Origin of the sequence: Sinorhizobium meliloti (assembly GCF_017876815.1) — a bacterium.
Classification (GTDB): Bacteria; Pseudomonadota; Alphaproteobacteria; order Rhizobiales; family Rhizobiaceae; genus Sinorhizobium; species Sinorhizobium meliloti.
The window spans coordinates 243690-268475 of sequence record NZ_JAGIOS010000003.1; the positions used below are offsets into that span (position 1 = coordinate 243690).

Annotated in this window: 24 protein-coding genes and 2 pseudogenes; 13 read left to right on the top strand and 13 right to left on the bottom strand. The window is 59.1% G+C overall.

The window, feature by feature from the left end; translation table 11 throughout:
• Window positions 1-370: 370 nt before the first annotated feature.
• The gene (locus tag JOH52_RS27660) at window positions 371-955 is read left to right on the top strand and encodes a GNAT family N-acetyltransferase (protein ID WP_013845591.1); all 585 of its coding nucleotides are present in this window, start codon (window positions 371-373) and stop codon (window positions 953-955) included.
• A gap of 1421 nt (window positions 956-2376) precedes the next feature.
• On the opposite strand, the gene JOH52_RS27665 is transcribed toward JOH52_RS27660, so the two are convergent.
• The 3 genes from JOH52_RS27665 to JOH52_RS27675 all read right to left on the bottom strand — a co-directional run bounded on the left by JOH52_RS27665 (window position 2377) and on the right by JOH52_RS27675 (window position 4751).
• Complete coding sequence (locus JOH52_RS27665) at window positions 2377-3075, bottom strand: GntR family transcriptional regulator (protein WP_014531443.1); 699 nt, start codon at window positions 3073-3075, stop codon at window positions 2377-2379.
• Between the two features lie 162 nt (window positions 3076-3237).
• Window positions 3238-3963 (bottom strand): flavin reductase family protein, encoded by a 726-nt coding sequence (locus tag JOH52_RS27670; protein WP_013845589.1) that lies wholly within the window; start codon window positions 3961-3963, stop codon window positions 3238-3240.
• Between the two features lie 2 nt (window positions 3964-3965).
• Window positions 3966-4751, bottom strand: coding sequence for an aspartate/glutamate racemase family protein (locus JOH52_RS27675; RefSeq protein ID WP_013845588.1), 786 nt, complete (start codon window positions 4749-4751; stop codon window positions 3966-3968).
• Window positions 4752-5016: 265 nt separating this feature from the next.
• Here JOH52_RS27675 and JOH52_RS27680 point away from each other — a divergent pair, with 265 nt between their 5' ends.
• Genes JOH52_RS27680 through JOH52_RS27700 form a run of 5 tightly spaced genes read left to right on the top strand, consistent with a single transcriptional unit; the run spans window position 5017 to window position 10449 of the window.
• The gene (locus JOH52_RS27680; protein ID WP_013845587.1) at window positions 5017-6594 is read left to right on the top strand and encodes a nickel ABC transporter substrate-binding protein; all 1578 of its coding nucleotides are present in this window, start codon (window positions 5017-5019) and stop codon (window positions 6592-6594) included.
• A gap of 13 nt (window positions 6595-6607) precedes the next feature.
• Window positions 6608-7543 carry an ABC transporter permease gene (locus JOH52_RS27685; protein WP_013845586.1) on the top strand — a complete coding sequence of 312 codons (936 nt, stop codon included), beginning with the start codon at window positions 6608-6610 and terminating at the stop codon, window positions 7541-7543.
• Complete coding sequence (locus JOH52_RS27690) at window positions 7534-8445, top strand: ABC transporter permease (protein ID WP_017266586.1); 912 nt, start codon at window positions 7534-7536, stop codon at window positions 8443-8445. The genes JOH52_RS27685 and JOH52_RS27690 overlap by 10 nt, the downstream gene beginning before the upstream one ends.
• The gene (locus tag JOH52_RS27695; protein WP_014528738.1) at window positions 8435-9430 is read left to right on the top strand and encodes an ABC transporter ATP-binding protein; all 996 of its coding nucleotides are present in this window, start codon (window positions 8435-8437) and stop codon (window positions 9428-9430) included. Before JOH52_RS27690 ends, JOH52_RS27695 begins: the two co-directional genes overlap by 11 nt.
• Window positions 9427-10449, top strand: coding sequence for an ABC transporter ATP-binding protein (locus JOH52_RS27700; RefSeq protein ID WP_010967865.1), 1023 nt, complete (start codon window positions 9427-9429; stop codon window positions 10447-10449). The genes JOH52_RS27695 and JOH52_RS27700 overlap by 4 nt, the downstream gene beginning before the upstream one ends.
• Before the next feature lie 879 nt (window positions 10450-11328).
• Here JOH52_RS27700 and JOH52_RS27705 read toward each other — a convergent pair.
• The 4 genes and pseudogenes from JOH52_RS27705 to JOH52_RS27720 all read right to left on the bottom strand — a co-directional run bounded on the left by JOH52_RS27705 (window position 11329) and on the right by JOH52_RS27720 (window position 14090).
• Window positions 11329-12048 carry a nickel/cobalt transporter gene (locus JOH52_RS27705; RefSeq protein ID WP_010967863.1) on the bottom strand — a complete coding sequence of 240 codons (720 nt, stop codon included), beginning with the start codon at window positions 12046-12048 and terminating at the stop codon, window positions 11329-11331.
• Between the two features lie 4 nt (window positions 12049-12052).
• Window positions 12053-12483, bottom strand: a pseudogene (locus JOH52_RS27710) (YqaA family protein).
• Window positions 12480-13802, bottom strand: coding sequence for an MFS transporter (locus tag JOH52_RS27715; RefSeq protein ID WP_013845582.1), 1323 nt, complete (start codon window positions 13800-13802; stop codon window positions 12480-12482). Before JOH52_RS27715 ends, JOH52_RS27710 begins: the two are co-directional and overlap by 4 nt.
• Before the next feature lie 12 nt (window positions 13803-13814).
• Window positions 13815-14090, bottom strand: coding sequence for a metal-sensing transcriptional repressor (locus JOH52_RS27720; protein ID WP_010967860.1), 276 nt, complete (start codon window positions 14088-14090; stop codon window positions 13815-13817).
• A 146-nt stretch (window positions 14091-14236) separates the two neighbouring features.
• Between JOH52_RS27720 and JOH52_RS27725 the strand changes: the two genes are divergently transcribed.
• The 3 genes from JOH52_RS27725 to JOH52_RS36000 all read left to right on the top strand — a co-directional run bounded on the left by JOH52_RS27725 (window position 14237) and on the right by JOH52_RS36000 (window position 16141).
• A complete protein-coding gene (locus JOH52_RS27725; RefSeq protein ID WP_014531448.1) occupies window positions 14237-14506 on the top strand; it encodes a hypothetical protein in 270 nt (89 codons plus the stop codon).
• 1113 nt (window positions 14507-15619) lie between these two features.
• On the top strand, window positions 15620-15961 hold the full coding sequence (locus JOH52_RS27730; RefSeq protein WP_013845580.1) for a hypothetical protein: 342 nt from the start codon (window positions 15620-15622) through the stop codon (window positions 15959-15961).
• Between the two features lie 57 nt (window positions 15962-16018).
• Entirely contained in the window at window positions 16019-16141 is a 123-nt protein-coding gene (locus JOH52_RS36000; RefSeq protein WP_003528336.1) for a hypothetical protein, read from the top strand.
• Window positions 16142-16442: 301 nt separating this feature from the next.
• On the opposite strand, the pseudogene JOH52_RS35395 reads toward JOH52_RS36000, so the two are convergent.
• The 3 genes and pseudogenes from JOH52_RS35395 to JOH52_RS27740 all read right to left on the bottom strand — a co-directional run bounded on the left by JOH52_RS35395 (window position 16443) and on the right by JOH52_RS27740 (window position 18184).
• Window positions 16443-16750, bottom strand: a pseudogene (locus JOH52_RS35395) (PIN domain-containing protein).
• A gap of 112 nt (window positions 16751-16862) precedes the next feature.
• Window positions 16863-17006, bottom strand: a complete 144-nt coding sequence (locus tag JOH52_RS35400; RefSeq protein ID WP_013845579.1) for a hypothetical protein — start codon at window positions 17004-17006, stop codon at window positions 16863-16865.
• A gap of 224 nt (window positions 17007-17230) precedes the next feature.
• On the bottom strand, window positions 17231-18184 hold the full coding sequence (locus JOH52_RS27740) for a LysR family transcriptional regulator (RefSeq protein ID WP_010967856.1): 954 nt from the start codon (window positions 18182-18184) through the stop codon (window positions 17231-17233).
• A 48-nt stretch (window positions 18185-18232) separates the two neighbouring features.
• Between JOH52_RS27740 and JOH52_RS27745 the strand changes: the two genes are divergently transcribed.
• Complete coding sequence (locus JOH52_RS27745; protein WP_010967855.1) at window positions 18233-18553, top strand: nuclear transport factor 2 family protein; 321 nt, start codon at window positions 18233-18235, stop codon at window positions 18551-18553.
• On the top strand, window positions 18553-19332 hold the full coding sequence (locus tag JOH52_RS27750) for an SDR family oxidoreductase (protein WP_013845578.1): 780 nt from the start codon (window positions 18553-18555) through the stop codon (window positions 19330-19332). The genes JOH52_RS27745 and JOH52_RS27750 overlap by 1 nt, the downstream gene beginning before the upstream one ends.
• 140 nt (window positions 19333-19472) lie before the next feature.
• On the opposite strand, the gene JOH52_RS27755 is transcribed toward JOH52_RS27750, so the two are convergent.
• Complete coding sequence (locus JOH52_RS27755) at window positions 19473-20132, bottom strand: DUF924 family protein (RefSeq protein WP_014531451.1); 660 nt, start codon at window positions 20130-20132, stop codon at window positions 19473-19475.
• A gap of 104 nt (window positions 20133-20236) precedes the next feature.
• Between JOH52_RS27755 and JOH52_RS27760 the strand changes: the two genes are divergently transcribed.
• Complete coding sequence (locus JOH52_RS27760; RefSeq protein ID WP_013845576.1) at window positions 20237-21160, top strand: LysR family transcriptional regulator; 924 nt, start codon at window positions 20237-20239, stop codon at window positions 21158-21160.
• Between the two features lie 545 nt (window positions 21161-21705).
• Here the strand turns inward: JOH52_RS27760 and JOH52_RS27765 are convergent.
• Window positions 21706-22683: an SDR family oxidoreductase gene (locus JOH52_RS27765; protein ID WP_010967841.1), complete on the bottom strand. Its 978-nt coding sequence runs from the start codon at window positions 22681-22683 to the stop codon at window positions 21706-21708.
• The gene (locus JOH52_RS27770; protein ID WP_017272383.1) at window positions 22680-23771 is read right to left on the bottom strand and encodes an alkene reductase; all 1092 of its coding nucleotides are present in this window, start codon (window positions 23769-23771) and stop codon (window positions 22680-22682) included. The genes JOH52_RS27765 and JOH52_RS27770 overlap by 4 nt, the downstream gene beginning before the upstream one ends.
• Before the next feature lie 83 nt (window positions 23772-23854).
• On the opposite strand from JOH52_RS27770, the gene JOH52_RS27775 reads away from it, so the two are divergent.
• Complete coding sequence (locus JOH52_RS27775) at window positions 23855-24730, top strand: LysR family transcriptional regulator (protein WP_013845574.1); 876 nt, start codon at window positions 23855-23857, stop codon at window positions 24728-24730.
• Window positions 24731-24786: the final 56 nt, after the last annotated feature.

Here is a 24786-nt window from a genome sequence, read left to right on the forward strand (position 1 = left end):
GGAGGGCGATCGATCGCAGGGAAGTTCGTTCCGTGGTTTCCGTTCTGTGCTCAAGAAGTCGCATAATGTATCGAGCGGAACCTTCGCCGCTGACGAGATCGAAGAAGTCCTTGCCTTGTCGGCTACGGCCATTTGTTCTGACCTGTAATGGTACCACCACCTAAAGGCGTTCACTCCCAAGCGGGTCGACGCCAGCTGCATCTGAGGCAATATCTTTGAATGGATGTTTCCGAAGGCCAGAATGGGCCGAAGCGAATCCGGACAGCTGAGCCGGCAGCAACCGGTATCGCTCCCACGCCGTCCGGGTTAGGATGCGTAGCTGAGAACGGGCGCGGGCGCCTCGTCGGACCACCTACGTCAGGAGGTTAGTGTGAAATCGCCAACAGTGAAAGTTATGGCCGCCGCCGAGGAAGATCTGGCAGTCGAAACGGTCATGCTGGCGTTTGCAGCGGATCCTATGGCGCGATGGACCTGGCCGCATGCCCACCAGTACCTTGCGGCCATGCCGCGAATGATCCGGGCGTTCGGGAGCAGCGCATTCTCTAACGGAAGCGCCTTTTGCACTGACGACTACGCCGGGACGGCGCTGTGGCTATCGCCCGGAGTGCATTCCGACGAGGAAGGGCTTGGTGCGGTGCTCGAGAGCACGGTTGCGCGCTCTCTTGCCCCCGAAACCGCGGCCATATTCGAGCAGATGGCCGCGTACCACCCGACCGAACTACATTGGTACCTGCCCCTGATCGGCGTCGACCCGGCGCATCAAGGCAAAGGTCACGGCGACGCCTTGATGGCGTACGCACTCGCGCGGTGCGATCGCGATCACGCGCCAGCCTATTTGGAGTCCTCGAACCCGCGCAACATTCCGTTTTACCGACGCTACGGCTTCGAACCGCTCGGCGCGATCCAGTTCGGTTCGTCCCCGACGCTCGTGCCGATGCTACGTCGGACGCGTTGAGCTTCAGTTCGATCAGATTGATTGTGGCATACGGGCGCCGAGCGCGCGGCACAGCCGCGAAACGAAGATGGAGCGGACCGGCGAGAACGTTTGGCGGCGGGCGCCTAGTTCGGGGTATAGGGATGTCCGCTTCTAGAAGTCGGACGATTTAGCTATTACGACCGGCGGGGGGCGCAAAGCGGCCACCATGACTCTGCCCTTTAGACTCTGCATGGTAGAAGAAAGCCGTTCTTCACCAGTCCTGTGCACGGCTTATCGCGAGGATGTTGGCGTTCTGTGCTAGTACGATCGCACAACGTATCCTCGGGAACGAACAAGGGGCTTAGAGGGACAGGAACAGGAAACGTCATCTTCGTCGAGGCGAAGACGCGAACGCTTGTGAGTTTGCGTCTATCTCTACAGCGGGGAAATTGCGTGTTTGCCGATTTCTGGATCAGATTGGGTTCAGATCGAGGCTCCGGCTGATCATTGTGCTGCCGCAACAGGTGTCACGAGCGAGCGGTCGAGCGATAGCCTCGCCGCACCCCCCGGCAATCACGCCATCGCCGCCCAGGTCAGCTGGATCGAGGTTCCGGTTTCGCCGCTCCAGGTGACACGCTTATAGGACCATGGTCCGATAATGAAAAAGGCAAAGGTCCTACACCCATTGCGGGAGCTCACTGCCGAAGCACATACTCACTGCCCGAGGACACGGCGGCGATTCATCACTCAACAGATCTTTCGGAGCTTCCCACTATGTCAGCTAGCAAACGATGGAGAGATCGAGCAGCCACGTTCGTTTGGCGCATGGCAACAAGCCCCTTCTCGATCGGCGTCTACATCGCAATCGCAATATGGATCTCGTTTCTTGTGAACGCAGAAACAGGTATTCCGGCTTATCTGCTGATGGCTGCCCAGTTTTTGCTCGTAATATTTGTCGACCTCCCAAAAAGGGTCGCACAGTACAGAGACCGGCGATATGGCCGGCCAGCACGTTCGCCGAACTCTCGCACAGTGGCTCGCGTCAAGCAGCACCGGTAGCCGCCCCGGGGTCTTCACCGTGCGCGACGTCTCTTGCCTGCAGCCGTTCGGCTTCTATCCTTCCTTGATGTTGAGGGAGAAAAGCATGGCAGATGGTCAGAAGAAGAGAGTCAAGACAAAGATCCGATATCTACTGATGTGCAAACATTCAAAACCAGCGGAAATGCCGCGGCGCAGAAGCGAAAGGATGCCCAAGAAGCACTCCGACGAGCAAATCCTGCTCAGGCGAGGGCCCATCGCCACCGTTCCACCAATTCGAAAATGGTCTATTCCCCACGAGCCGGGGGTACGGTCAGGTTGGTTCCGCAAAACTCGCCGGCAACCTCGATCCGCAAAGCCATTATGCGATCTGGGCGATCCAGGAGCTCAGTTTCGAGCCCCTTGAGAAATCAAGTGCTGGCTCAGCTCGACCGGAGAATGTCTGCGAGCCCCTCCTGCTTGGTCGCTGCGAGGCCTCCGTCGAGCCCCGACAGGACATCCTCCAGGTGACTTTTCATCAGCTCGGCGGATTGAACGGCGTTGCCCTCTGCAATCGCCTCGACCAGAGCCGCATGAGCATGGCTTTCGCAGGTCGTTTCGCGCTTCTTCCAGTAAAGCGCGACCACGAGGGAAGAGCTGGAGACGAGTTCGCGAACGAAATTCGTTAGCACCGTATGATTGGCAATCTCGGCGATTTCTATATGGAATTGCGCGGATGCTGCAATAGCGTCGCTTGTGCCGCCGGAGGCGACGGCCTCGTGCTCTGCCTGCATGTGCGTGCGCAGCTTCGCGATGTCCGACTTCTTTGCGACCCCTGCGGCGATCGCCGCAATCTTGGGTTCAATCAATAGCCGTGCTTCAAAGACCTCTCGTGCCTCCTGTTTCGTCGGGCTCGAAATGAAGGTGCCACGATTTGGCTGGAGTTGCGCGAGCCGATCGTGTGTCAGCGCCTGTAGCGCCGATCGAATAACCGTCCGGCTGACATCATAGATCGACGCCAATTCGTCCTCAGGCAATTTCGTCCCGGGTGCCAGCCGATGACTGACGATCGCATCGCGCAGCGCGACATAGATCGGCCACCAACTGGTCTGCTTCTCCGTAAATCGGTCGTCTTTAAACATGGGGTGTCTCGAACACGCTAAACCCGCGATTTATTACCCTAGTCCTTTTTTGTCTAGCCGGTGTAGGCAACTCCAAGAAAAGTACAACCAACATTTGTTGCGAGTGCTCGGTCTGGCAGTCGAAGCGCCGCTTTCAAATGGGCGCTTCGGTACGCCGTAGCGTCAAGGCTGTTCGACCGTTTCATCAAGTTTCTGGCCATCAGCCGCCGAGGCGATACGGATTGTTGATCCACCCTTCGCCTCGTGTACCGGCCCGCCGTAGCCGGCAGCGTTGTCGTGGTGAGCGAACTCGTCCGGCTTGGTCAACACAAACTGATTGTCGGCTACGATGTAGTTGTTGGCATGTAGGCGGGCAATTGGCTGGTAGACGTCGGGAAGGACATAGCGTCCACTTGCGTCGAGGCATTCATCGCGGACATACATCTGTAAGACTTCGCCAATGACGATCGAGCGCCGTCCGTAATTGAGGATCTGCGACACGCGGCATTCCATGGCACAGGGTGATTCCTGGATACGCGGCGGTGCGACCTTGACGGAAGACACGCTCGTCAGCCCGGAAACCTGGATTTCATCGACGTCACTGGGGAAGTTGATGCCGGTGATGATCATCTCCTTGGCAATCGCCATATCCACCATGTGAACGACGAATTCGCCCGACCGACGGATATTCGCGACCGTGTCCTTCGAGTTGCCGTCGGGGCGGGTTTGCATGCCAAGGATCAACAGTGGCGGATCGTGCGAGAACACGTTGAAGAAACTCATAGGCGCTGCGTTTTTGCAGCCCTGTTCGTCAATGGTGGTGACAAGTGCGATCGGTCGCGGTCCGACAAAGGCGCAAAGCAGGCGGTAGCGGTCTTTTTCTGGCAGTTCGGCAAAATCGAATTCCATGATTAGCTACCTATCGCTGTTGCGAGCGCCGAGGGCTCATCATTGTTGCGCAGCTTGAGACTGGCCGGGGCGTATTCCGCCAGCTTACCGGCGTAGGCTTTCGGTAACGGATAGGCCAGGTCCCCGACCTTCGACGTGCGCAAGCCCATACCCACAATCCCCTCGGCGAACTTCACCGCGGCGGCAACGCCGTCGATGACGGGCACCCCCAGCCGGTGCTGTAAGCGCTCCACGAGGTTCGACATGCCGGCGCAACCGAATACGATCGCTTGTGCGCGATCCTCAATGAGTGCCTTCTCACATTCCGCCAATATCGCAGCATCCGCTGTTGAATTAGGCTTTTCAAGTTCGAGTACGGGTACATCTGTGGCTCGCACGCTCCGGCAGTGGTTCTGCATGCCATAGCTGCGGACGAGGCGCTCGGAGATGATCCGAGTACGCTCAAGAGTCGTGATGATCAAAAAACTGGTCGCCACGAATGTCGCCGCATGCATGGCGGATTCGGCGACGCCGAGGACAGGTGAGGCGGTGATTTCGCGTGCGGCGAGCAGGCCGGGATCGCCGAAGCAGCCGATGATGTAGGCGTCCGCTGGCTTGCCTCGAGCGATCTCATCGATCACGCCCAAGATGCTTAAAGCCTCATCGTAGTGGCCTTCGATCGAGGCGGCGCCGGAGCGGGACGTTGCCAGGACAATGTCGCTTCCAGCAGCAGCAACCGTCCGAGCGGTGTCACCCATGAGCTCCGTCATGGCTGAGGTAGTATTCGGATTTATCAGTTTGATCAGCATTCGGTCCCTCCCTCGTTGTAGATAAATTATGGATCTTGTTCAAAGCGAATGAGCATCAGGTCCCCAGGGTTCGCGCGTTCAGCGCTGCCCATCCTCCTCCCGATGTCCCGCGAGTCGATGGATTGTAAGCAGAAATGCCAACAATCTAAAATACGATGTTGACGAAGGATTGTATACATGAGAAAGTCCAGTTGTCTATACAAAACCGGTGTGGAGGCCGAATGTATCGACGGCGCGAGGAGCGCCAAACCGGAGGAGAAAACTCATGTCAGTGAAGAGACGTACGTTCCTGCAAGGAACGGCCGGCGCTATCGGCTTGGCCATGGCCCAGGGCGCTTTGTCGAAAATCGTCTACGCGCAAGGAGCCGCGGGAACCCTGCGTGTCGCCATCGCAAAACCTGCCGGCAACCTCGATCCCCAAAGCCATTATGCGATCTGGGCGATCCAGGATCTGATGTTCGAGCCGCTTGTGAAGTACGGCAAGGGCGGTCAGATCGAACCTTGCCTGGCGACCGACTGGAAGATCGAAGACGGTGGCAAGACGCTGCACCTGACGTTGCGCGAGGGCGTCAAGTTTCAGGATGGCACCAAGTTCGACGCTGCAGCCTGCAAGTGGAATCTCGAGCGCTGGATGGGCATCGACCAGTTCAGCTGGATGAACTGCTCCAAGCACTTCCAGTCGCTCGAAGTAGTCGACGACTATCATATCACCGTGCATTTCAAGGAGCCGGTCCTCGCGCTAATGCAGGAACTCTCCTACACGCGACCGACGCGCTTCCTGAGCCCCAAATCGGTTGACGCCGATGGCAAGTTCAAAGAGCCGGTTGGAACGGGACCCTGGGTTCAGATCAGCGCGGACGATACCCAGAGCGTCTTCGAGCACTACGACGGTTACTGGGGCGACAAGCCGACCTATGAACGCCTCGAGGCCAAGGTCATCCCCGATGCACGCTCGCGGGTCGCGGCGCTGCGCGCTGGCGAAATCGACTTGGTCGGCGGCTTCTGGATCGCGCCCCTGACCCCGGAAGAGGGCAAGCAACTCGAGGCGGCCGGTTTCAACGTCGTCGTCGATCCCGGCAACGTCACGCTGGTGATGGCGTTCAATCCGGACCGTGCCGAGCCTCTCAAGGATCCGCAGGTGCGCAAAGCCGTCAGCATCGGCATCGATCGCGCGGCTATCTCCAAGGTGCTCTACCATGGCTACGCGAAGCCCGCCGGCAACATGTTCTCGGCGGCATTGCCCTATGCCGGAAAGCAATTCGATGCACCCGTCCGTGATGCTGCGGCCGCCTCGGCGCTGCTCGAAAAAGCTGGTTGGACGGGTAGTCCCATCCGATCCAAGGACGGTAAGCCGCTGACGCTCGAATTGGTCGTCAGCCCCGACGCCGTGCCGGGATCGCGCGTGATTGCCGAAGTCATCCAGTCCGAGATGAAGGAGATCGGCATCGACCTGGTGATCCGCTCGGTCGACCATGCCTCCAAGCACACTGACATGCTCGAACAGAAGTACGACCTAGGCTTCTTCCTGACCTACGGCGCACCTTACGATCCGTTCGGCTCGCTCGTGGCACTGTGCCTATCGACCTTCAAAAACGACGTCGAGGGAAAGCTGGTGACCGATCCGGTCAATCTGGACCCACTGATCAATGCTGCGACGGCCGCGACCGGAGACCAGATTCAGCCGACGATTCAGAAAGTCTACGACTGGCTGCGGGACAACGACGCTATCGCGCCGCTGGTCTACGTCCCGAGCATCTGGGCGCATTCCAAACGGGTCCAAGGGTTCACGAGCCCCGTTACAGAATACGACATGCCCTACGAAAACATCGTTTTGGCAGAGTAGGGAGGAGAGAGTTGTGTTCCACTTCATCAGCAAGCGGCTGAAGCACTCCCTGGTCTTGCTTTTCCTGGCGTCGCTTGTGTGTTTCACCCTCGTCGTATCGGCTCCCGGAAACGTGGCCGTTCTGATCGCCGAACTTCGAGGAGCTGTCGCAACACCGGGGTATGTCGAGCAGGTTGCCGAAGAGATAGGACTGAACAAGCCGCTGCTGATGCGCTATGTGGATTGGCTCGGCGACGCGGTCCGCGGTAATTTCGGCATCTCCTACAGAACCGGCCAGGACGTAAGTGCGGATCTTGCCGCCCGCATGTCCGTCACGGGGATATTGATTGCGGGCGGGGCTGTAATTGCGACCCTGCTCAGCCTGGCGCTCGGATTCTTGGGTGCCCTGTGGCCATACAGAGTGCCAGACCGCGTATCGCGCGGTCTGGCACTGCTCGGCGCATCGACACCGACATTCTTCGTTGGCGCGTTGATGATCTATGGCTTCTCCGTCCATTTCCAACTGTTGCCATCGTTCGGATTCAATGGCCCGCAAAGCTGGATCCTGCCATGGCTCACGGTAAGCGTTCTGCCGGCTGCAGTCTTAAGCCGGGTCGTGAGAGTCGGGCTGGAAGAGACGATGGCGAGCCCCTTTGTGCTAACGGCAAAGAGCAAGGGGCTTGGCCGCACCGCGATACTGTTCCGCGATGCGCTGCCGAACATAACGCCCATCTTCATCAACGCGCTTGGCACGCAGGTGGGCCTGATGACTGCCACGGCGATTATCGTGGAACCGCTCTTCGCCTGGCAGGGCTTGGGCGATTACTTCCTCGCCGGCGTGCGCTTCCGCGACTTCATGGTTGTGCAGGCATGCCTGCTGATCTTTCTCACCTTCTTCATCCTCGTGAACCTGATTGTCGATCTCGCTGTGCTTTTAACCGATCCCCGCATCAGGCGCCAATGGAGCTGATCATGAAGATACTGAAGTCTTTCTCGGCCAGGTTGAACAAGATGCCCAGAGCGGCCTTGATCACCATCGGCCTGTTCGTCGCCCTCGGCACTTTTGCTCCATGGCTCGCTCCCCAGGACCCCAGCGCTCAAAACCTGCTGGAAGCCGGAGTTGGACCAAATGGAGCCCACTGGCTCGGCACGGACCATCTGGGGCGCGACACCTTCAGCCGGCTGATTATCGCGGCGAACACGTCCTTGGTGAGCGTCGGATCGGTCCTCGCAATTGCTATGACTATTGGCATCGCGATGGGCACGATAGCCGGCTACCACAGAGGCTGGGTCGACGACGTCCTGATGCGTGTCGTTGACGTGGGCCTGTCGATACCGAGTCTGATCATCGCGCTTGCGGTGATCGGCATTGTCGGCCCGGGATACTGGACGATGGTTATGGCGCTGGCACTCGCCTGGTGGCCGATGAGCGGTCGTATCAGCCGTGCCGTCGCCGTCAGTATCATGAGCAAGCCTCATATAGAGGCGCTACGCGTACTGGGCGCCAGCCCCTGGCGCATTTATTTCAATCATCTCCTTCCCGGCACGATCGGCGCCGTCATGGTCTATGCAACCGCAGACGCGGGCGTGGCAGCGCTTGCAGTCGCAACGCTGAGCTTCCTGGGGCTGGGGATCCAACCGCCCACGCCAGAGTGGGGCCAAATGCTGGTCGACGCGTTGCCCTATCTCGAATCCGATCCGCGGCAGGTTATCCTGCCGGGGCTGGCGCTCACCGCGGCGGTCATAGGCTTCAATACGCTGGGAGAATCGATCGCGCTCAATCGCATCCCAAAGCCACTCACGCGGCGCATGCTCGCTGCGCGGCGAATTGAGGTAGCCGGATGGGCAAAGGAGAGCATTGATGCAAAATGAACCATTGTTGTCCGTCAGCAATCTGACGGTCGATCTCCTGACCGCCAAATCGGCAGTGCGCCCGGTCGACGGGGTCAGCTACTCAGTCCGCCAAGGCGAGTGTCTCGCGATCGTGGGTGAAAGTGGCAGCGGCAAGACAGTGATGAACTTCGCTCCGCTTGGCCTGATGCCATCGGGTGTGGCGACGCAACTGTCCGGGTCCGTGCGTTTCCAAGGGCAGGAGTTGATTGATCTACCAGAACGCGAAATTCGCAAATACCGCGGAAAGTCCATCGGCTTCATCTTCCAGGATCCGATGAGTGCACTCAATCCCGTACGGCGCATCGGACGACAGATCGCGGAAATGGCGGAGCTGCACTTGAACATGAGTCCTCGGGCGGCGGAGGAAAGGGCGCTAGACCTCGTCAAGCTCGTCGGTATATCCGATCCTGCCGCACGGCTGAGCCAGTTCCCCCATGAGCTTTCGGGTGGCTTAAGGCAGCGCATCGTTATCGCCATTGCGCTTGCGGGAGAGCCGAAGCTCCTCGTCGCTGACGAACCGACGACTGCCCTCGACGTCACGGTTCAGGCACAGATCCTGCGTTTGCTGAAGGATCTCCAGCATCGTCTCAACATGGCCATGGTGCTGATCACCCACGACATGGGCGTGGTTGCAGGGGCAGCGGACAATGTCCTGGTCATGTACGCAGCACGCGGTGCAGAACGTGGCCCTGTCGACAAGGTGTTGGTCAATCCGCGCCACCCCTACACCAAGGGACTAATCAATGCGATTCCTCGGCGGGAAGACCCAGTCGGTTCCGAGTTTCGAGGTCTGCCCGGTGTACCACCAACGCTCGGGGCGCCAATCAATGGCTGCGCTTTCGCTCCGCGCTGCGAATTCGCGGTCGCTGAATGCACGCGCAGCCGGCCACCAATGACAGCAACCGCAGACAGCAGCGTTTTCGTGGCCTGCCCAATCGTCAACCAAGGAAAGGCCGCGGCATGACACACGCGCCTGTTTTAAAAGTCGAAAACTTGCAGACGCGCTTCAAGAGCGTCCAGCGGGGTAAATATGTCCATGCCGTTGACGATGTCTCCATCGAGCTCTATCCGGGCGAGATCGTCGGTTTGGTCGGCGAATCGGGTTGCGGAAAGTCGACGCTCGGGCGAACCATCGTTGGGCTCGAGAAGGCGACCAGCGGACGGGTGTTGCTAGACGGGGTAGACCTCAGCTCTCTCTCGGGTGCCGCACTGCGCCGCAGTCGCCGAGCCCTGCAATACGTGTTTCAGGATCCATACTCCTCCCTGAACGATCGCCAAACCGTCGGCGAGACTATCGACGAGGCACTGCTCATCGATGGAACATATTCGCTGGACGAGAGGAGTCGGCGGACGAAAGAGCTGCTGGATCAGGTGGGACTGGCGAATGCTGTCAAGGATCGGCACACCCGTGAGCTTTCCGGCGGCCAGCGGCAGCGTGTTGCCATTGCGAGATCGCTTGCGGTGAACCCTCGGGTGCTGATCTGCGACGAGCCGGTAAGCGCCCTCGATCTATCCATCCGAGCGCAGGTGATGAACCTCTTCCTGCGCTTGCAGAAAGATCTCGGTGTCGCCTGCCTGTTTATCGCCCATGACCTTGCGTTGGTGCGGCAAGCGGCTTCACGCGTCTACGTCATGTATCTCGGTAAGATTGTCGAGCACGGGCCGTCTCAGCAACTTTACGACCGTCCTAGTCATCCTTACACGCAGATGCTGCTGGCGTCCGTTCCTGAGGTCGACCCACGCGTCGAGAAGCTCCGCAGCGGACCTTTGTTGATGGGAGAAATACCAAGTCCAATCAATCCGCCGTCCGGCTGCAGGTTCAGGACCCGCTGTCCGCTTGCGGTGGACGAATGCGCCGGGAAGGCACCGCCTTCACATCGGCTCTCACCTGACCATAACGCTGCCTGCGTGTTTGCGCCCGAGCTTTATGGGGGCAAGCGTTCTGCCCTTGTTCAGCAGTCTGCATTGGCCGCATCAGTGTAGAGATAAGTCTTCGTTGGCCTGCTGGGGGCGACTTGCCTTCTATAGACGAGCTGAAAATTCATTTCTGGTGCAGTCAGTAATGGCGACGTGCCTACCAATTTCCCCTGCGGGAGTGAGCTTCTTCCCGCCAACTAGCCCGGTGTCCAGACACCGGGCATTTTCTTGAGCGAGATGGTTCATCACCGGCGAATGGCTATTGCTGCTGTTGAGCAGTTTCGAAGATCGGATAATGTATCCGTTGGCGAAAGCTTCGATAAGAACGGCTGGCGTTTCGAAGTCGTTGACCTCAATGGCAGGCGGATAGACAAGAGACTGGTCAGACCTGAACAATCAGATCGTACTGATAAAACCCAAGCTGCATAGCTAAGTTGTCGGGCCCCCGGTTGGTCCTTGAGGATTTGGAGGCCTTGCTGCCGACGTGTAGCCCCTCGTGCCTCCTTCAACGGATCGAGCCAGCCGGGTTAACCCTCGCAAGAAGTCGCATGCATACTGGTCAGGACTGCACCACTTCTGTTTGCCGAGTTCTCCGATCTCGACAGCGGCCCTGGTTCGTGGGGCCAGCACCATGTGAACCGGCGATTTACGAATGGATTCGATTACCTGCATTGCGTCCGCCAGATCCGAAACGACAGGCACACCATGTACCAGACTGCTGATATCCATCTCACTTTCGCTGTCTAGAGCGTCATAGAAGTCCTTCACGAACAGCACGCTGCGGCCAGTCCTGGCGGGCGCTCTCTTCGCCGCCTCGTTTCGAGCATGGCCGTTGCCATCGGCGGTGCGTTGAAGATCGTCTACGATCTGCTGTGGCTGATGCAGTTTCCGGCGGTTGAGGCCGCTGGAGGAATGCTGACGCGAGCCGCTGCTGCTAACCCTTTTTCAACGGATGAAAATCTCACGCATTGCGATGACTACTAAGATCAGACCTGTGAAGGCTTCGACAAACTTTGATATTTTGACCAGGAGGGCGTGCCGGGTCGCCAGCAGTTTCTCCATTCGCGTCCGGAAGAAGACGGTCACCAGTGCAACGCTCGAGAGGGTGATTGCCACACCCGTCATCATGACGAGCGCGAACATGATCCCGGCCCCGGGTACGCCGCGTGATATTGCGAAGGTCATGACGAACAGCGTCAAGGGACAGGGGATCAGACCGGCCATGAAGCCGACGGCAACACCTTCTCCTTCGCCGTGGACATGAGGCGGCCGGAAGCAGACGCTCCATAACATCCAGGCTCCGATGAGGCCGAGCAGACCCCGGCTCACGTCCTCGAGCAGCGGCGCCGACCCGGCGCTTCCAAGCATAAGCGATACGAGCGGCAGCGAGAACAGGGCTATGACCACGGCCATCGTCACATGCGTGGCGGACAGTGCCAAGGAGACCACCAGCCCGCGCCGCATGCCGGCCGACGCACCGGTCAGGTAGGTGGCAAGCACAGCCTTGCTGTGGCCGGGCGTCATCGCATGCACAGCGCCGAAGATGATCCCCATCGGCAGGAAGGTCAGGAAGTCCGTCCAGCCACCGCCATTCGCGATGGTTTTGATATGCTCGGCTAAGGCGAGATAGATGTCCCGCTGGATGTCTACGATCGCCTGTGGCAAACTTTTACGCCCAGTTCAGAGAAACGGCCGCCACGGCCAGGTAGCGTGTCACCTTGGCGACCGCCACCAACAAGACAAAATGCGTTAGTGGCTCTTTCATGACGCTGCCGCCACAGTCAATGGATCGCCGATGATCGCCATCCAGCTGAGGAGTAGCGACCATTTTCCATAACGATGGATACCAGTGCTGCGCGCTGCTCTAAGTCCAGCATCGCTCACCGGAAACCAGCGTTTTTGCCGGAATCGCTCCCTATCGCGGTCGATCAGCCAATTCACGACCGAGCGAGGACGTTGCCGAGGCTCGCGATGGCGAGGGGCAGCCAAGGCGTGTAGCCGGCAGCGAGCAGGACCGCCAGCTTCGGACTGCATCAGCAGGATCGTGGCGGCGGCCAGTGCGATCAGGAACAGCCCGGCATCGACGGCGAGTTCGCTCATTGCTCGGTCGGCCAATCCGGATGATGGCTGTCGATCACGAAGAGATGGATGTGTCTGTGTCCGTTGCCGACCCGCGTTGCACCGACGAGATGCGGGTGGTCCACGGGAAGGGCGTCGTGGACATGCTCGATTTCCTCGGGATCGTGCACCGGCCAAATTCGCGTGGCGATCAAGATGGCGGTGGCGGCAATCACCCCAAGCATGGCAAAAGTCGTCGACAGACCGACCTTGGCTCCAAGCCATCCGGCCAGCGGATAGGTGATCAACCAGCAGGCATGCGACAGAGCGAACTGCGCGGCGAAGAGCGCGGGTCTGTCTTCTGGATGCGCCGAACGGCGCAGCAGGCGGCCGGATGGCGTCTGCGTAAGCGAATAGCCGACGCCGATTGCCAGCCACAGCGGCAGCAGCAGAGCGAATCTCGGTACGAACACGCCGATGAACAGCCCTGCAACGAGAACGGCGGCCCCCGCCAGCATGGCAGTGCGGTCTGGCATGTTGTCGAGCAGTCGCGGCAGCAGCAGGGCGGCAATCATTGAGCCGACGCCGAACGCCGCAAGCGCCACGGCCGTGTCACGTTGAGCGAGGCCGAATTCTGCCTGCACCAGCACGACGGTGTTGACGATGACCATCGACCCTGCCGCCGAGACCGCGAGATTGAGGGCTAGCAGGCCGCGCAGGCGTGGCGTGGCGAGATAGATGCGCAGGCCACGTGTCGTCCGATCATAGATGCCGCGGCGTTCCGACGCCTTGGGGCTCGGCAGCACGACCGAGACAACCAAGGCCGCCGATGCGAGGAAGCCGACTACTGTTCCGGCGAAAAGGCTGTGGAAGCTGACCACGGTCAGAAGCGCGGCCGCCAGCATCGGACTTGCGACGCTTTCGAGATCATAGGCAAGCCGCGAAAGCGACAAGGCGCGCGTATATTCCTTTTCGTCCGGCAGGACCTCTGGAATGGTAGCCTGGAAAGTCGGCGTGAAGGCGGCGGATGCCGATTGCAGTACGAAAATTAGCACGTAAACCTGCCAAACCTCGGTCACGAAGGGCAGGAATACTGCGACGGCTGCCCGTACGAGATCGAGGCAAACGAGCATCGAACGACGGGGAAGTTGCTCGGCGAACGCGGCGGCCACAGGTGCAACGCCGACATAGGCGATCATCTTGATTGCGAGAGCCGTGCCCAGCACCGCCCCGGCGTCCGCCCCCGCGAGGTCAAAGGCCAGGAGCCCGAGCGCAACGGTAGCGAGACCTGTGCCAACAAGTGCGATCACCTGTGCCAGAAACAGGCGGCGATAGGTGCGGTTGGCAAGGACCTGCAGCATGTCGGGAGCGCCTCAGAGATATTTGGTGATCGACTTGAACTCATCTATCGATTGGCGTCGGTCGCGGGGGAGAGCGCCGATTGTTTCTTCGAGGCAATGGTCGAGGTGGTCCTGGATGAGTGTCCGTTTCGCTTGAGCGATCGCCTTTTCAACAGCATGGAGCTGCTGGGCGATGTCAAGGCACGGCCTCCCCGACGCGATCATCGCAATGACGCTTTTCAGATGCCCTTCGGCCCGCTTCAGCCGCTTGACGATCTCGGGATGGCTTTCGTGTTTGTGCTCGGTCATATTGGCTCTCCTATCCCCCTGGTAAGGATAAATCAATAGAGCGATTTTTGTTCGACTTTATGAACACGGTTATCAGTGCACCTATGATGCTCTGAAGGCGCCAAAGACTGCCGACTCTTTTCACCACCTTCGCGGCGGGCATCGCTATGCTCTTCTACGCGTACTGCGCACCTGCCACGCACTCGCCGCTACAGCATTCGGCTCAGACCAAGATGGTCGCGGTGGACAGTCATTCCCATGAGCACGGCGACCACTCGCACGATGATCTCGATTTCCTCGGCAACACGAGCACGGCTCCCGACCACCACCATGCCGACCATACCCACGAAAAGACCGAGCTGGTGGCGGCGGGCGCGTTTGCAACTCCGCTGCCCGTCGACCCGAAGTTTCCCCCGGCGACCGCTAGACTAGCCTGAGGGAAGGACCGGCCTATAGCATTGAGCGCCCGCCACGCACCCCAATGTCGAGCTGATCATCGCCACCTTGGCGGCTGTTCAACACTTTCAAGGAAACTCATTATGAAACAACCGCCTCTCGTGGGCGGCAGCCGTGCCATTGCGCCCGGTTCGCTTCGGCCAGCTGAACGTCCACGATTTGGCAATCGGAAACGGTATGGAGATGTCGATGCCCTCAGGCACCTCTCTAATCATACTTAAAGGGGTACTTTGGTGTTGACCGCAAAAGGAGCCCGTCGAGCGAACTCCTCTCTAAAAAACAATCACATCCTTGAGCGTCTTCAATACTTCTGATGGGTCACCGGGTATAGCCCCCTAGACCTCTCTGGTCCAATCACTTTAGTTATTCGTACTTTGCAAAGACCCGGCCGCCATGACTATAGGGCCGACAGTGGGCCTGGGGGCGGACAGACCGTTCTCAATTAGGTTGAGTGAAAAAGACAGAGGCAGCCCCGTATCCACTCGCTCAACCTCGCTGGCATAATAATTCTCGGCTATCATTGCACTATTCGCCGTGGCTTGGCTCGTAGTTGGAGGAGTAAGCCGGCGGCACCATTCCTTGCGGCCGCTTTGAGATCGCATGGCTCGCCGCCAGCCAGTTTCGAAAGGGGCAGACCGCGGGTGGCGTACAAAAATTGCTGAAACTAACGAAGAGCCGCCAAGCGAGATATCGTGCCATACTGGACCGGATCACGTTCGTCGGGCTTCTACTTGTTGTGCTCTAGTTTCTCAAGCATTCACGCCATATTCATCAATACAAAAAGTCACCCAAGGAATCCCAATCGATCTGTAAAAGTTGAGGATGAGTGCACCATGATTCAGAAAATTCTTATTTTATATCGAGACAAATCTTTGCGTTCTGAGGGAGATTCATGTTGAGGCGCCGCGACGTTGAATTTTTTTCAAAAATATTCGGTAATCGATTAACAAATATATTTCGTCGATGATCGATAGTATTTGTTTACTTTATTGGCTTTTGAGCGCACTGTAAAAATCTGGATTGCTATTGGCTCCTGGTCTGAGCGAGGGCCCGCAACGATCCCGATAGTCAACCTGATTAGAGGGAATGAAATCATGACACTCGATCAAATTCTTGAACGGACAAAGCCCTATGCGATTGGTTTAGTCGTTGGGCTTATCGCTGCGCCGATCATCGGTTTCAATGCCGGATGGATTACCACGACCAACGCCAGCACCCTGGCGGCAGAGACGGCCAGAGTGGATGCACTTTCGGGAATCTGCTCAACTGCGGCAGGGCGAATGGCTACTGCCAGCAGCACCGACCTCGCGGCGCTCAAGGGCTACGACAACCGTGCGAAGCGCGACGAACTCGTAGCAGTCATTATGGCGGATATCCAAGTTCCAGCGGACGTCCTGGGCAAGGTCAGCACGAGTTGCAGTCGATCACTATCCTGAAGCACGGTTGCCGCCGCGCTTTGGACATCTCAATCAGACAGAAATCAGGAGACCGCAATGAAAAGCTTCATTCCCGCCCGCTTTTATACCTATGATTTCTCGCGGCTGTTCGTAGCACTTGCGTTTACTCTGGCGATTGCAGTGATTGTCTATGCGTCCCTATTCGGAAGCATCCTGTAGTCGTCTGCGAATATCGGCCGTATAATCTGGAAAGCATCCTGGGAAGGACATGCGGGATGCGGCGGCGCAGCGTTAGCTGCTCCAGGTGGGCAAGGGCCGGTCTAGACCGGCGAGAAGGTCTAAATTTGAGCCACCGATTCAGCTGCGCGGTGTCAGAGCTCTGGGTCGCAGTTTACTTCGGCGGACCGGGGCGGGCGGTGGGAGTTTTCGGCGGTATTGGGCGAAGAGCGGGACTGTTCCCGTCCTGTGTTGAAAAGACCGCATCATATATCGACGGGGCCTCAGGACCTGTTTGCGGTGATCAGGTGACCGGCGCTGCTGACAGCTTGCGATCGAATGTCGCCAGCTGACCGACACTCCTTCGCATGCGTACGCAGATGGGTGTCAGTTACCTGCCCGGACGTTAGAGATTTCGTGGGAGCGGCATTGCCTGACCCGACAACGCTCACATCTTCCGGCCAACAACTATGACCGGGGAGCGACCGCAATTTGCCGACGATCCGGGTGACGCCTTTTTCGGTTATGGGGGCAGGCGGCCCACGCGGTCTGATCTACCGCCGCGAACCATTCGTGCGCGTTATCATAGCGTATATGGCTCGGATCGATCAGGGCAGAACATTGACGTTGAGCAGAAAGTCACGGCCGTTCGTCACGCAAGGCGCTGACGATCTCGAGCGTCACGGGGGGTGCGTCCGACCGACGCGACAGGAGAGGAATTTTATCACGCTCGCCGCGGCCGCGCGGCCGGCTCCGTGAACGCTCTCGCCAGTTCGGAAATGACCTCGCCGATACGCTGCTGTTGCTGGGTTGCCATTGCCCTCGCGGCGATCCGGACATCGTCTTCGATCGAAAGGGTCGTTCTCATGTCTGCCTCATCGCGCATCAATCATCACGCATCATGTGAGCAAGAGGTCGGGCATCTAAGGCTGATACCGAAGAAAGACAGAGTCATTGAGCCAATCTGTTCATCGCCGGACGGCTTGAAATTATCGAAATCACATTCTCAAATCTGTGCGCCACCTATTGGTCGCAGGTTCGAATCTGCTCAAGAGCGAGGCCATTGGTCTAAAGGCGCGCTTTGTGAGCGAGTCACTCAGCCGCGCGTCGCGAGAACTCACGCGCTAGTTCCAAGAACGCTCTGATTCCGGCCGATAGATTTCGGCGCCCAGGATAGTACAAGCAAAGCCCGGGATACGGCGGCGTCCAGTCTTCGAGGACACGGACGAGACGCCCCGCCTTGATGTCCGGGAGAACTTCCTGTTCCATGGTGTAGCCCACGCCGGTACTTTCAAGCACCGCAGTCCTCACGATGCTGGCCTCATCGAGTGTGATTGGCCCCCGCACATCGATTTGCAACGTTTCGCCGTCTTTTTCAAACCGCCATCGAAACAGGGAGCCGTCAGGCAGCCGAACGCGAATGCACCTGTGATTGAGAAGATCCGGAGGAACGATGGGCTTGCCATGTTGCTCGAAGTACTTAGGAGAACCAACAACGGCGTGTCGCTGAGGCCGGCCGAGCGACAAGGCGATCATGTCGCTGGGAACGAGACCTGCAACCCTGACGCCCAAATCGAACCCGTCCTTGACGATATCGACCATCTTTCCTTCAGTGACGATATCGACATTCATGTCGGGATAGCGGCGCAGAAACTGAAGCACGAGTGGTGAGATGATGGCGCGCGCCGCGAAGGGCGCCGCGTTGATCCGTATTGTTCCTGAAGGTGTTTCGCGTTGCGAGCGCACTGAATCCAGAGCGGCATAGAGATCCTGGAGTGAAGGCGCGACCTGCTGCACAAAGAGTCTGCCTGCATCTGTCAGCGATACGCTGCGCGTAGTGCGGTTAAACAATCGCACGCCCAGCGCTGCCTCAAGCCTGCTTATTGTGTGGCTCAGCGCGGTCGTGGACATGCCGAGATCGATGGCCGCGGCGCGAAATGTCCCGCGCCGGGCAATAGCGATAACGGCTTCAAGTTCCTTCAGGTTGGCTTGTTCCATTGTCCCGATCTGTTCAATGCCGCATGCCAGTTTGTCCCACTTATTCATGCAATGGTCGAGGGCTAATTTGTGGGTCGGTTCATGAGGAGAAACACGATGGATCTGCCCGATATTGTGAACATGTACTTCGACGCCGACAGCTGCAACGACACGGATGCGCTGTCGGAAACCTTTGCGCCCGACGCCGTCGTCGAAGACGAAGGCGCTCGCCATCAAGGCGTCGTCGCAATCCTCAGATGGTGGGTGGCTGCGAAGAAGGCGGCTTCGTACGTTGCTGAACCTTTGGAATCCACGGTCGACGGCGACAAAGCACTCGTCCGAGCCAAGGTGAGCGGCCGATTTCCCGGCAGCCCGGTGACCCTCACCTACTCCTTCACCATCAAAGATGGCAGGATCGCCAGGCTGGAGATCCAGTGATGATCGAATTTCTCAACCTCAGAGGCAAACGAGCCCTCATTACGGCTGGAACCAAGGGTGCCGGCGCTGCGACCGTCAGTCTGTTTCTGGAACTCGGCGCGCAGGTGCTGACGACAGCGCGGGCGCGTCCAGAAGGCCTCCCGGAAGAGCTGTTCGTCGAAGCGGACCTGACCACTAAGGAAGGATGTGCAATCGTCGCCGAGGCCACGCGTCAACGCCTCGGCGGAGTCGACGTCATCGTCCATATGCTGGGCGGCTCGTCAGCCGCCGGGGGCGGCTTTTCGGCGCTATCGGATGATGACTGGTACAAGGAGCTGTCGCTCAACCTCTTCGCGGCTGTTCGATTGGACCGGCAACTGGTTCCGGACATGGTTGCCCGAGGAAGCGGCGTCGTCGTGCATGTCACATCCATCCAGAGAGTACTGCCGCTTCCGGAATCGACGACAGCCTATGCCGCAGCAAAGGCTGCGCTTTCGACCTATAGCAAGGCGATGTCAAAGGAAGTTTCGCCCAAGGGTGTCCGGGTCGTCCGGGTGTCGCCGGGCTGGATCGAAACGGAAGCCTCGGTTCGCCTCGCCGAGCGCTTGGCGAAGCAGGCCGGAACGGACCTTGAGGGCGGCAAAAAGATCATCATGGACGGACTGGGCGGCATTCCGCTGGGTCGTCCGGCAAAACCGGAAGAGGTCGCAAACTTGATCGCATTCCTCGCCTCGGATCGCGCCGCTTCGATCACCGGTGCCGAATACACGATTGATGGGGGGACGGTGCCCACAGCGTAGGCGCCGACATGCACCTGCAAATCAGGCGGGCGCCTCCCACCCGCCGATTTGGGAACAAGTCGCTTTGCGGAGATAACGCACGTCGCGGTTCAGAACGGCTAACTCCGTCGGCGTCTGGGTCGAGGCCTGCAAGCACGTCCTTATCCTGCAAACCCGCCCTCGTCCAAAAACCGCTGTTCCTCCTCCGTCATCATCCGCCCAAGAATGACGTTGCGGTGCGGGAATCGCCCGAAGCGGTGAATGATGTCGTGGTGGCGCTTTGCGTTGGACAGGCTCGGCTCTCCCAGGCGTCCGGCGAGCTCGACGGATCGCTCCTGATCGGCGAGCTTTTCAGAATGGCCGAAAGGGAGATAGAAAAAGAGCTGCAGATCGGGCGGTCCTTTGAGATCGTTACCAGCGTCGACCGCGGCCCGCGCAACGCCAAGCGCCAGGGGGTCGGTGTCGTACATACGCGGCGTGCCGCGAAAGGCATTGCGCGGGAATTGATCGAGGAGAATTAGCAGCGCCAGCGCCTTTTGCGGGGAAGCGGTCCACTTAAAAAGCTCGCCGCGCCTCGCCGCTTCGTAGGCAGTGAGGAAGCGATCGCGAAAGGCGCGGTCGAACTCGGCGTCCTTGGCAAACCAACGCGTCAGCCCGGCCTCGCGCCAGAAATCGATGACTGCCGCCGCCTCAGCCGGCGCCGCAAGTGCTTCGCGCAATCGCCTGTTGAAGACCGGATCCGCCGCCGCGGGGCTTTGCGCCTGGGTCGCCGGTAGGCTGCGCAGCGCGAGGGATTCGATGTACCAGGTGAAATCGCTCATATCTTTCCTCCGTAGCGTTTTCGGTGGAGACCGCGTGGCCTCGCCTGTAGCAGAGAGAACTACGCAGTTGTTCATACTGAATAAAGTGATATAACTTCATCATTATGCTGAATGAAATCGATCTATCACGTGCCGATCTCAATCTCCTGGTGCTCTACGAAATGGTGCTGGAGGAGAGGAATGTCGGTCGCGCGGCCGAGCGGCTGAACCTCTCCGCCTCCGCCGTCAGCCACGGTCTTGGCCGCCTCCGGAGGTTGCTCAACGACCCGCTCTTCCTCAAGACGCCGAAGGGCGTCGTCCCAACCGAGCGCGCCAGGGCGCTGGCGGCGCCGATCGCCGATATCCTAGCGCGGGTGAGAAGCGTCATTTCGACCGCCGAGCCTTTCGATCCGGCACACACCCGCCGTCGCTTCACCATCGGTACGGCCGATGGCTTCTCGGTGTTCCTGCCGCCGCTGCTTGACGAAATCGCCCGCAAGGCGCCGGGCATCGATATCGTCGTGCGCCACATGCAGATGGAGTCGGCTCTTTCCGATCTCGATGAGCGGTTGATCGATGTCGCGGTCGCGCCCTTTTACGAGCTGCCGGCCCGCTTCGCCGCGCAAAGGCTCTACGAAGAGGAATTCGTGGTGGCGGCTCGGATTGGCCATCCGTTCCTCAAAAACCCGACGCTCGAAAACTATTGCCGCATGCAGCACCTGCTCGTCGCCCCCAGAGGCGATCCCCGGGGCCTCGTTGATCAGCTGCTCGAGAGCCGCAACCTTGCCCGCCGGGTCGCGCTAGCGGTGCCGAATTTCATGCTGGCGCTTGATCTCATCGTGAAAACAGAACTGGTCTCCGTACTGCCGAAACGCTTCATCGAGATGCATGCGGAGCGCTTCGCCGTTGCCACCGCAAGGCTGCCGTTCGATCTTGCCATCAGCTCTATCCAGGCGGTTACGCCAAAGGCGGCGCTGATGGATGCCGGTCTCGCCTGGCTTCTCCAGGTGCTCGGGCGAGCGGACTGCGACGCCGAAAGCTCGCTATAGCGAATTGTTCGTGTCTGTCGTTGCATTCCGCAAGTGGGCTATGGCGGAAGCCCGCTCGGGCGCATCCGGTGACGTCAACTTGACGAGGAGCTTATTCCAGGGTTGGAGCTTTTTGCTTCGAGCTTGATGAAGGTAAGACTGGTTGGTGCTGACAGCTGCGCGTATCGCCCGAACCCCATACTCTCGCTGGCGACGCAATCTCGGCCCTTGGATGGCTCGGTGGAGTTCTGCGCCGCTCGGCAACGCAATGGTAGCCAGGGAGCCTCGGAACCCGGGTGCAAGCGGCCGAGTCATGTCGACCATGGATCCGCAAGTTCCGAAAGCTCCTGCGGCTCTACCCGCGTCTGCCCGAGGCGGCTGACCAAGGGGTCCTGCGCCAAATTGGCTTTGGCTTGAGGACTTAAAGTCGTCGCACTGGAATTACCTGCTCTGGCCTTTTAAGCGCTGTCGGATCACTCACCAGAGGTCCTTCCTCTATGATTTTCTAATTCGGCCGAAAGGCAGGTGCCCATTTCGCTACTCTTGAACTGCCGGCACACTATGCATCACGAAATTAGTTGCTGGCTTTTCGCCCATCGCGTGATCGCATCTCGGGATGTAGGGGCGGGTCCGAAGAAGTGCTCTTGCTTCGAAATGTTCGAAACATAGACGCCCTTCTTGAAGAACAGCAACATCTGGATCAGATCGTAGCCAAGCTCGGAAAACGGCTTTACCGGGTGTACGAGCAAGCGGAGAACCAGCCAGGGCACAACCCGGACCTTAAGAGATTTCTTCGCAATTTCGGAGACGAGATCGGCAATCTCTTGCTGGCTCTTGGGGCCATCGCGCCAGCCGACATCGATCGTTTGGTTGTTGATCTCACTGCCAGGAAACGTCGCGGCTTTGGCGAGATATGACGCCAGATCATCTGTGAGAACATAGGACCATCTCGTAGTCTTATCGCCCATCGCCAGGAACCGGCCTGCTTGGGCACCCTTCGCAATAAAGTCCGTACTCTGATCGAGAAATGTGGGCGCGCGGACAAATACGTACGGCACCCCGGAGGCCTGGATCAGATCCTCGGCCACTTTCTTGGCGTGGAAATGCGGGACTGGTGACGCGGCCTCGCAGCTAACGATGCTGAGAAAGACAAATCGGCCAACGTTGGCTCTTGCTGCCGCCTCGATTAGATTCCTGTTGCCCTGGAAATCCGTGTCGAGGCTTCCCTTCATGTAACTGTTAGCCGAGGTGACGACGACGTCCACACCCTGCAAAGCACGATCCAACGACCCTGGATCCATCATGTCGCCGCGCACCCATTCGACGTCGGCGCTCTCATTTGAGGGGGCGCCCTTACGCGACATCGCAACGACGGCAACGCTCGCATCATGCGCCAGGTTGCGGAGAATTTTGGTTCCGAGGAAGCCTGTTGCGCCGACGACCAGAACTTTCTTTTTCGCCGCGGCGCTTGAATTTGCGGTGTCGGCAAGCACCTCGTTATCCGAGGGATGCGGTGATTGGGTCAATTTAAAATCTCCGGTCATGAACTGGTATCGGTTCGGGCGCTCAGGACAGGGTAATCGATGTAACCCTTTGCAGCCCCACCGTAGAAGGTTTTGGGATCTGACTCGTTCATCGCCGCATCAGCCTTCAGTCGCGCGACGAAGTCCGGATTGGCGAGAACCATCTGACCAAAGGGTTCGAGATCGGCCAGTCCGGAGGCCACGTCTGCGCCGATCTGGCCGCGCGGACGACCCGGCCGGTTGAGGATCAGCGGCTGGCGCCAGAGCTTGCGGATATCGGCAAGCAACGGCTCGTTACTCTGGTGCAAGATGTGCACATAGGCGAGCCCGAGCTTGTCGAGTTCGGCGACGAGATAGCGGTAGAGGTCCGGCCCCTCGGCGCCTTCGTCGATCCCCCACAACGCCGTGCCGGGGGACAGTCGGATTGCGGTTCTGTCCGCACCGACCTCCTCGGCGATCGCCGTGGCCACCTCAATGGCGAAGCGGGCGCGGTTCTCGATGGAACCGCCATATTCGTCCGTGCGCGTGTTGGCACTCGGCGCGAAGAATTGCTGGACGAGGTAGGCGTTTGCGCCGTGAATCTCGATACCGTCGGCGCCGGCCTCGATCGCCGAGCGGGCCGCGTGGCTGAATTCGGCGACGGTCCGGCGCACTTCTTCGGTCGTCAGCGCGCGCGGCGTGGGAATGTCCTGCATCCCTGTCGCGGTGAACATGCCCGCTCCCGGCGCGATCGCGGACGGTGCGACACCCTGGCGATGATGCGGCGTGTTGTCGGGATGCGACATACGCCCGGCGTGCATCAGCTGAATGAAGATGTGGCCGCCTTTGTCGTGCACAGCGGACGTGATCTTCCGCCAGCCGGCGATGTGAGCAGGCGTGTAGATGCCCGGTGTGGTGAGATAGCCCTGGCCGTCATCCGAGGGCTGGGTGCCTTCAGTGACGATCAGGCCGAGGCGGGCGCGCTGGACATAATATTCGGTAGCCAGCTCTCCTGGCGTACCATCGAAGGCGGCGCGGCTGCGGGTCATGGGTGCCATGACCAACCGGTTGGGAAGCATGTAGCGGCCGACGCGGACAGAGGTGAACATGGGATTCATCGGGATCTCCATTTGCTAGAGCCCTTGTCCACTATTCCAATTTAAGGATAAATCCGGCAAAGTTGAAATCAGTTTTCCATCTATGGCGCAGTCACATGAGACATTTGAACGACATGGCACTATTCGTGGAGGTCGCCAGAGCCAGAAGCTTTCGGAAGGCTGCGGAGGCTCTCGGAATGCCAAACTCCACCCTGTCGCGACGTGTCAGCGAATTGGAGAAGGCGATCGGTTTGAGGCTCCTTCACCGCACGACACGCAAGATAGAGCTCACCGAGGCCGGTCAGCTCTATTATGAACGAAGCAAGCGGATCGTCGACGAGGCTCGGCTCGCGCACGAACAGCTCGGCGCGATGCTTAACCAGCCCAGCGGTGTCCTCCGGGTTTCGCTCCCGGTCGATCTCGCTACCTTTTACCTTACGCCGATCATCGGCGAGTTCGCACGGCACTATCCCGGCATCACGTTCGAATTTGATCTGACCCCGCGCCGGGTCGATCTGGTCGCCGAGCCATTCGATGTGGCGATCCGCATAGGCAAACTCGAAGATTCCGGTCTGATCACTCGCCTGATCGGGCGGCATTCGCGTCACCTCTATGCTTCTCCTGGCTACATCGAGGCGTCCGGCGAGCCCGCCACACCGGCGGAACTGGCTGAACATGAATGCATCGGCATGCTGCGAAGCCCGATCTGGAGTTTGCACCAGGGGATAAACAAGGTCGATGTCGCCGTTCGCGGCCGCTTCACGCTCAACAGCGTCGGGATGATCCGTGCCCTGGCCGTCAACCACCAGGGTATCGCCCTGCTCCCCGAGAAGATCGTTGCTGAGGACGTGGCATTCGGCCGTCTCCGACGCATTCTGCCCGAGTGGCAGGGCTCGGCGGTCAGCATTTTCGCCGTCACCGAAACACGCCTCATTCCGGCCAAGACCCAGCGTTTCATCGAATTCCTGTCCTCAAGGTTAATGGAAGCTTGAACATGCTGGAGGCTCTTATGCACGCGGGATCGGCAACGGCGCCGTCGGAACCACCA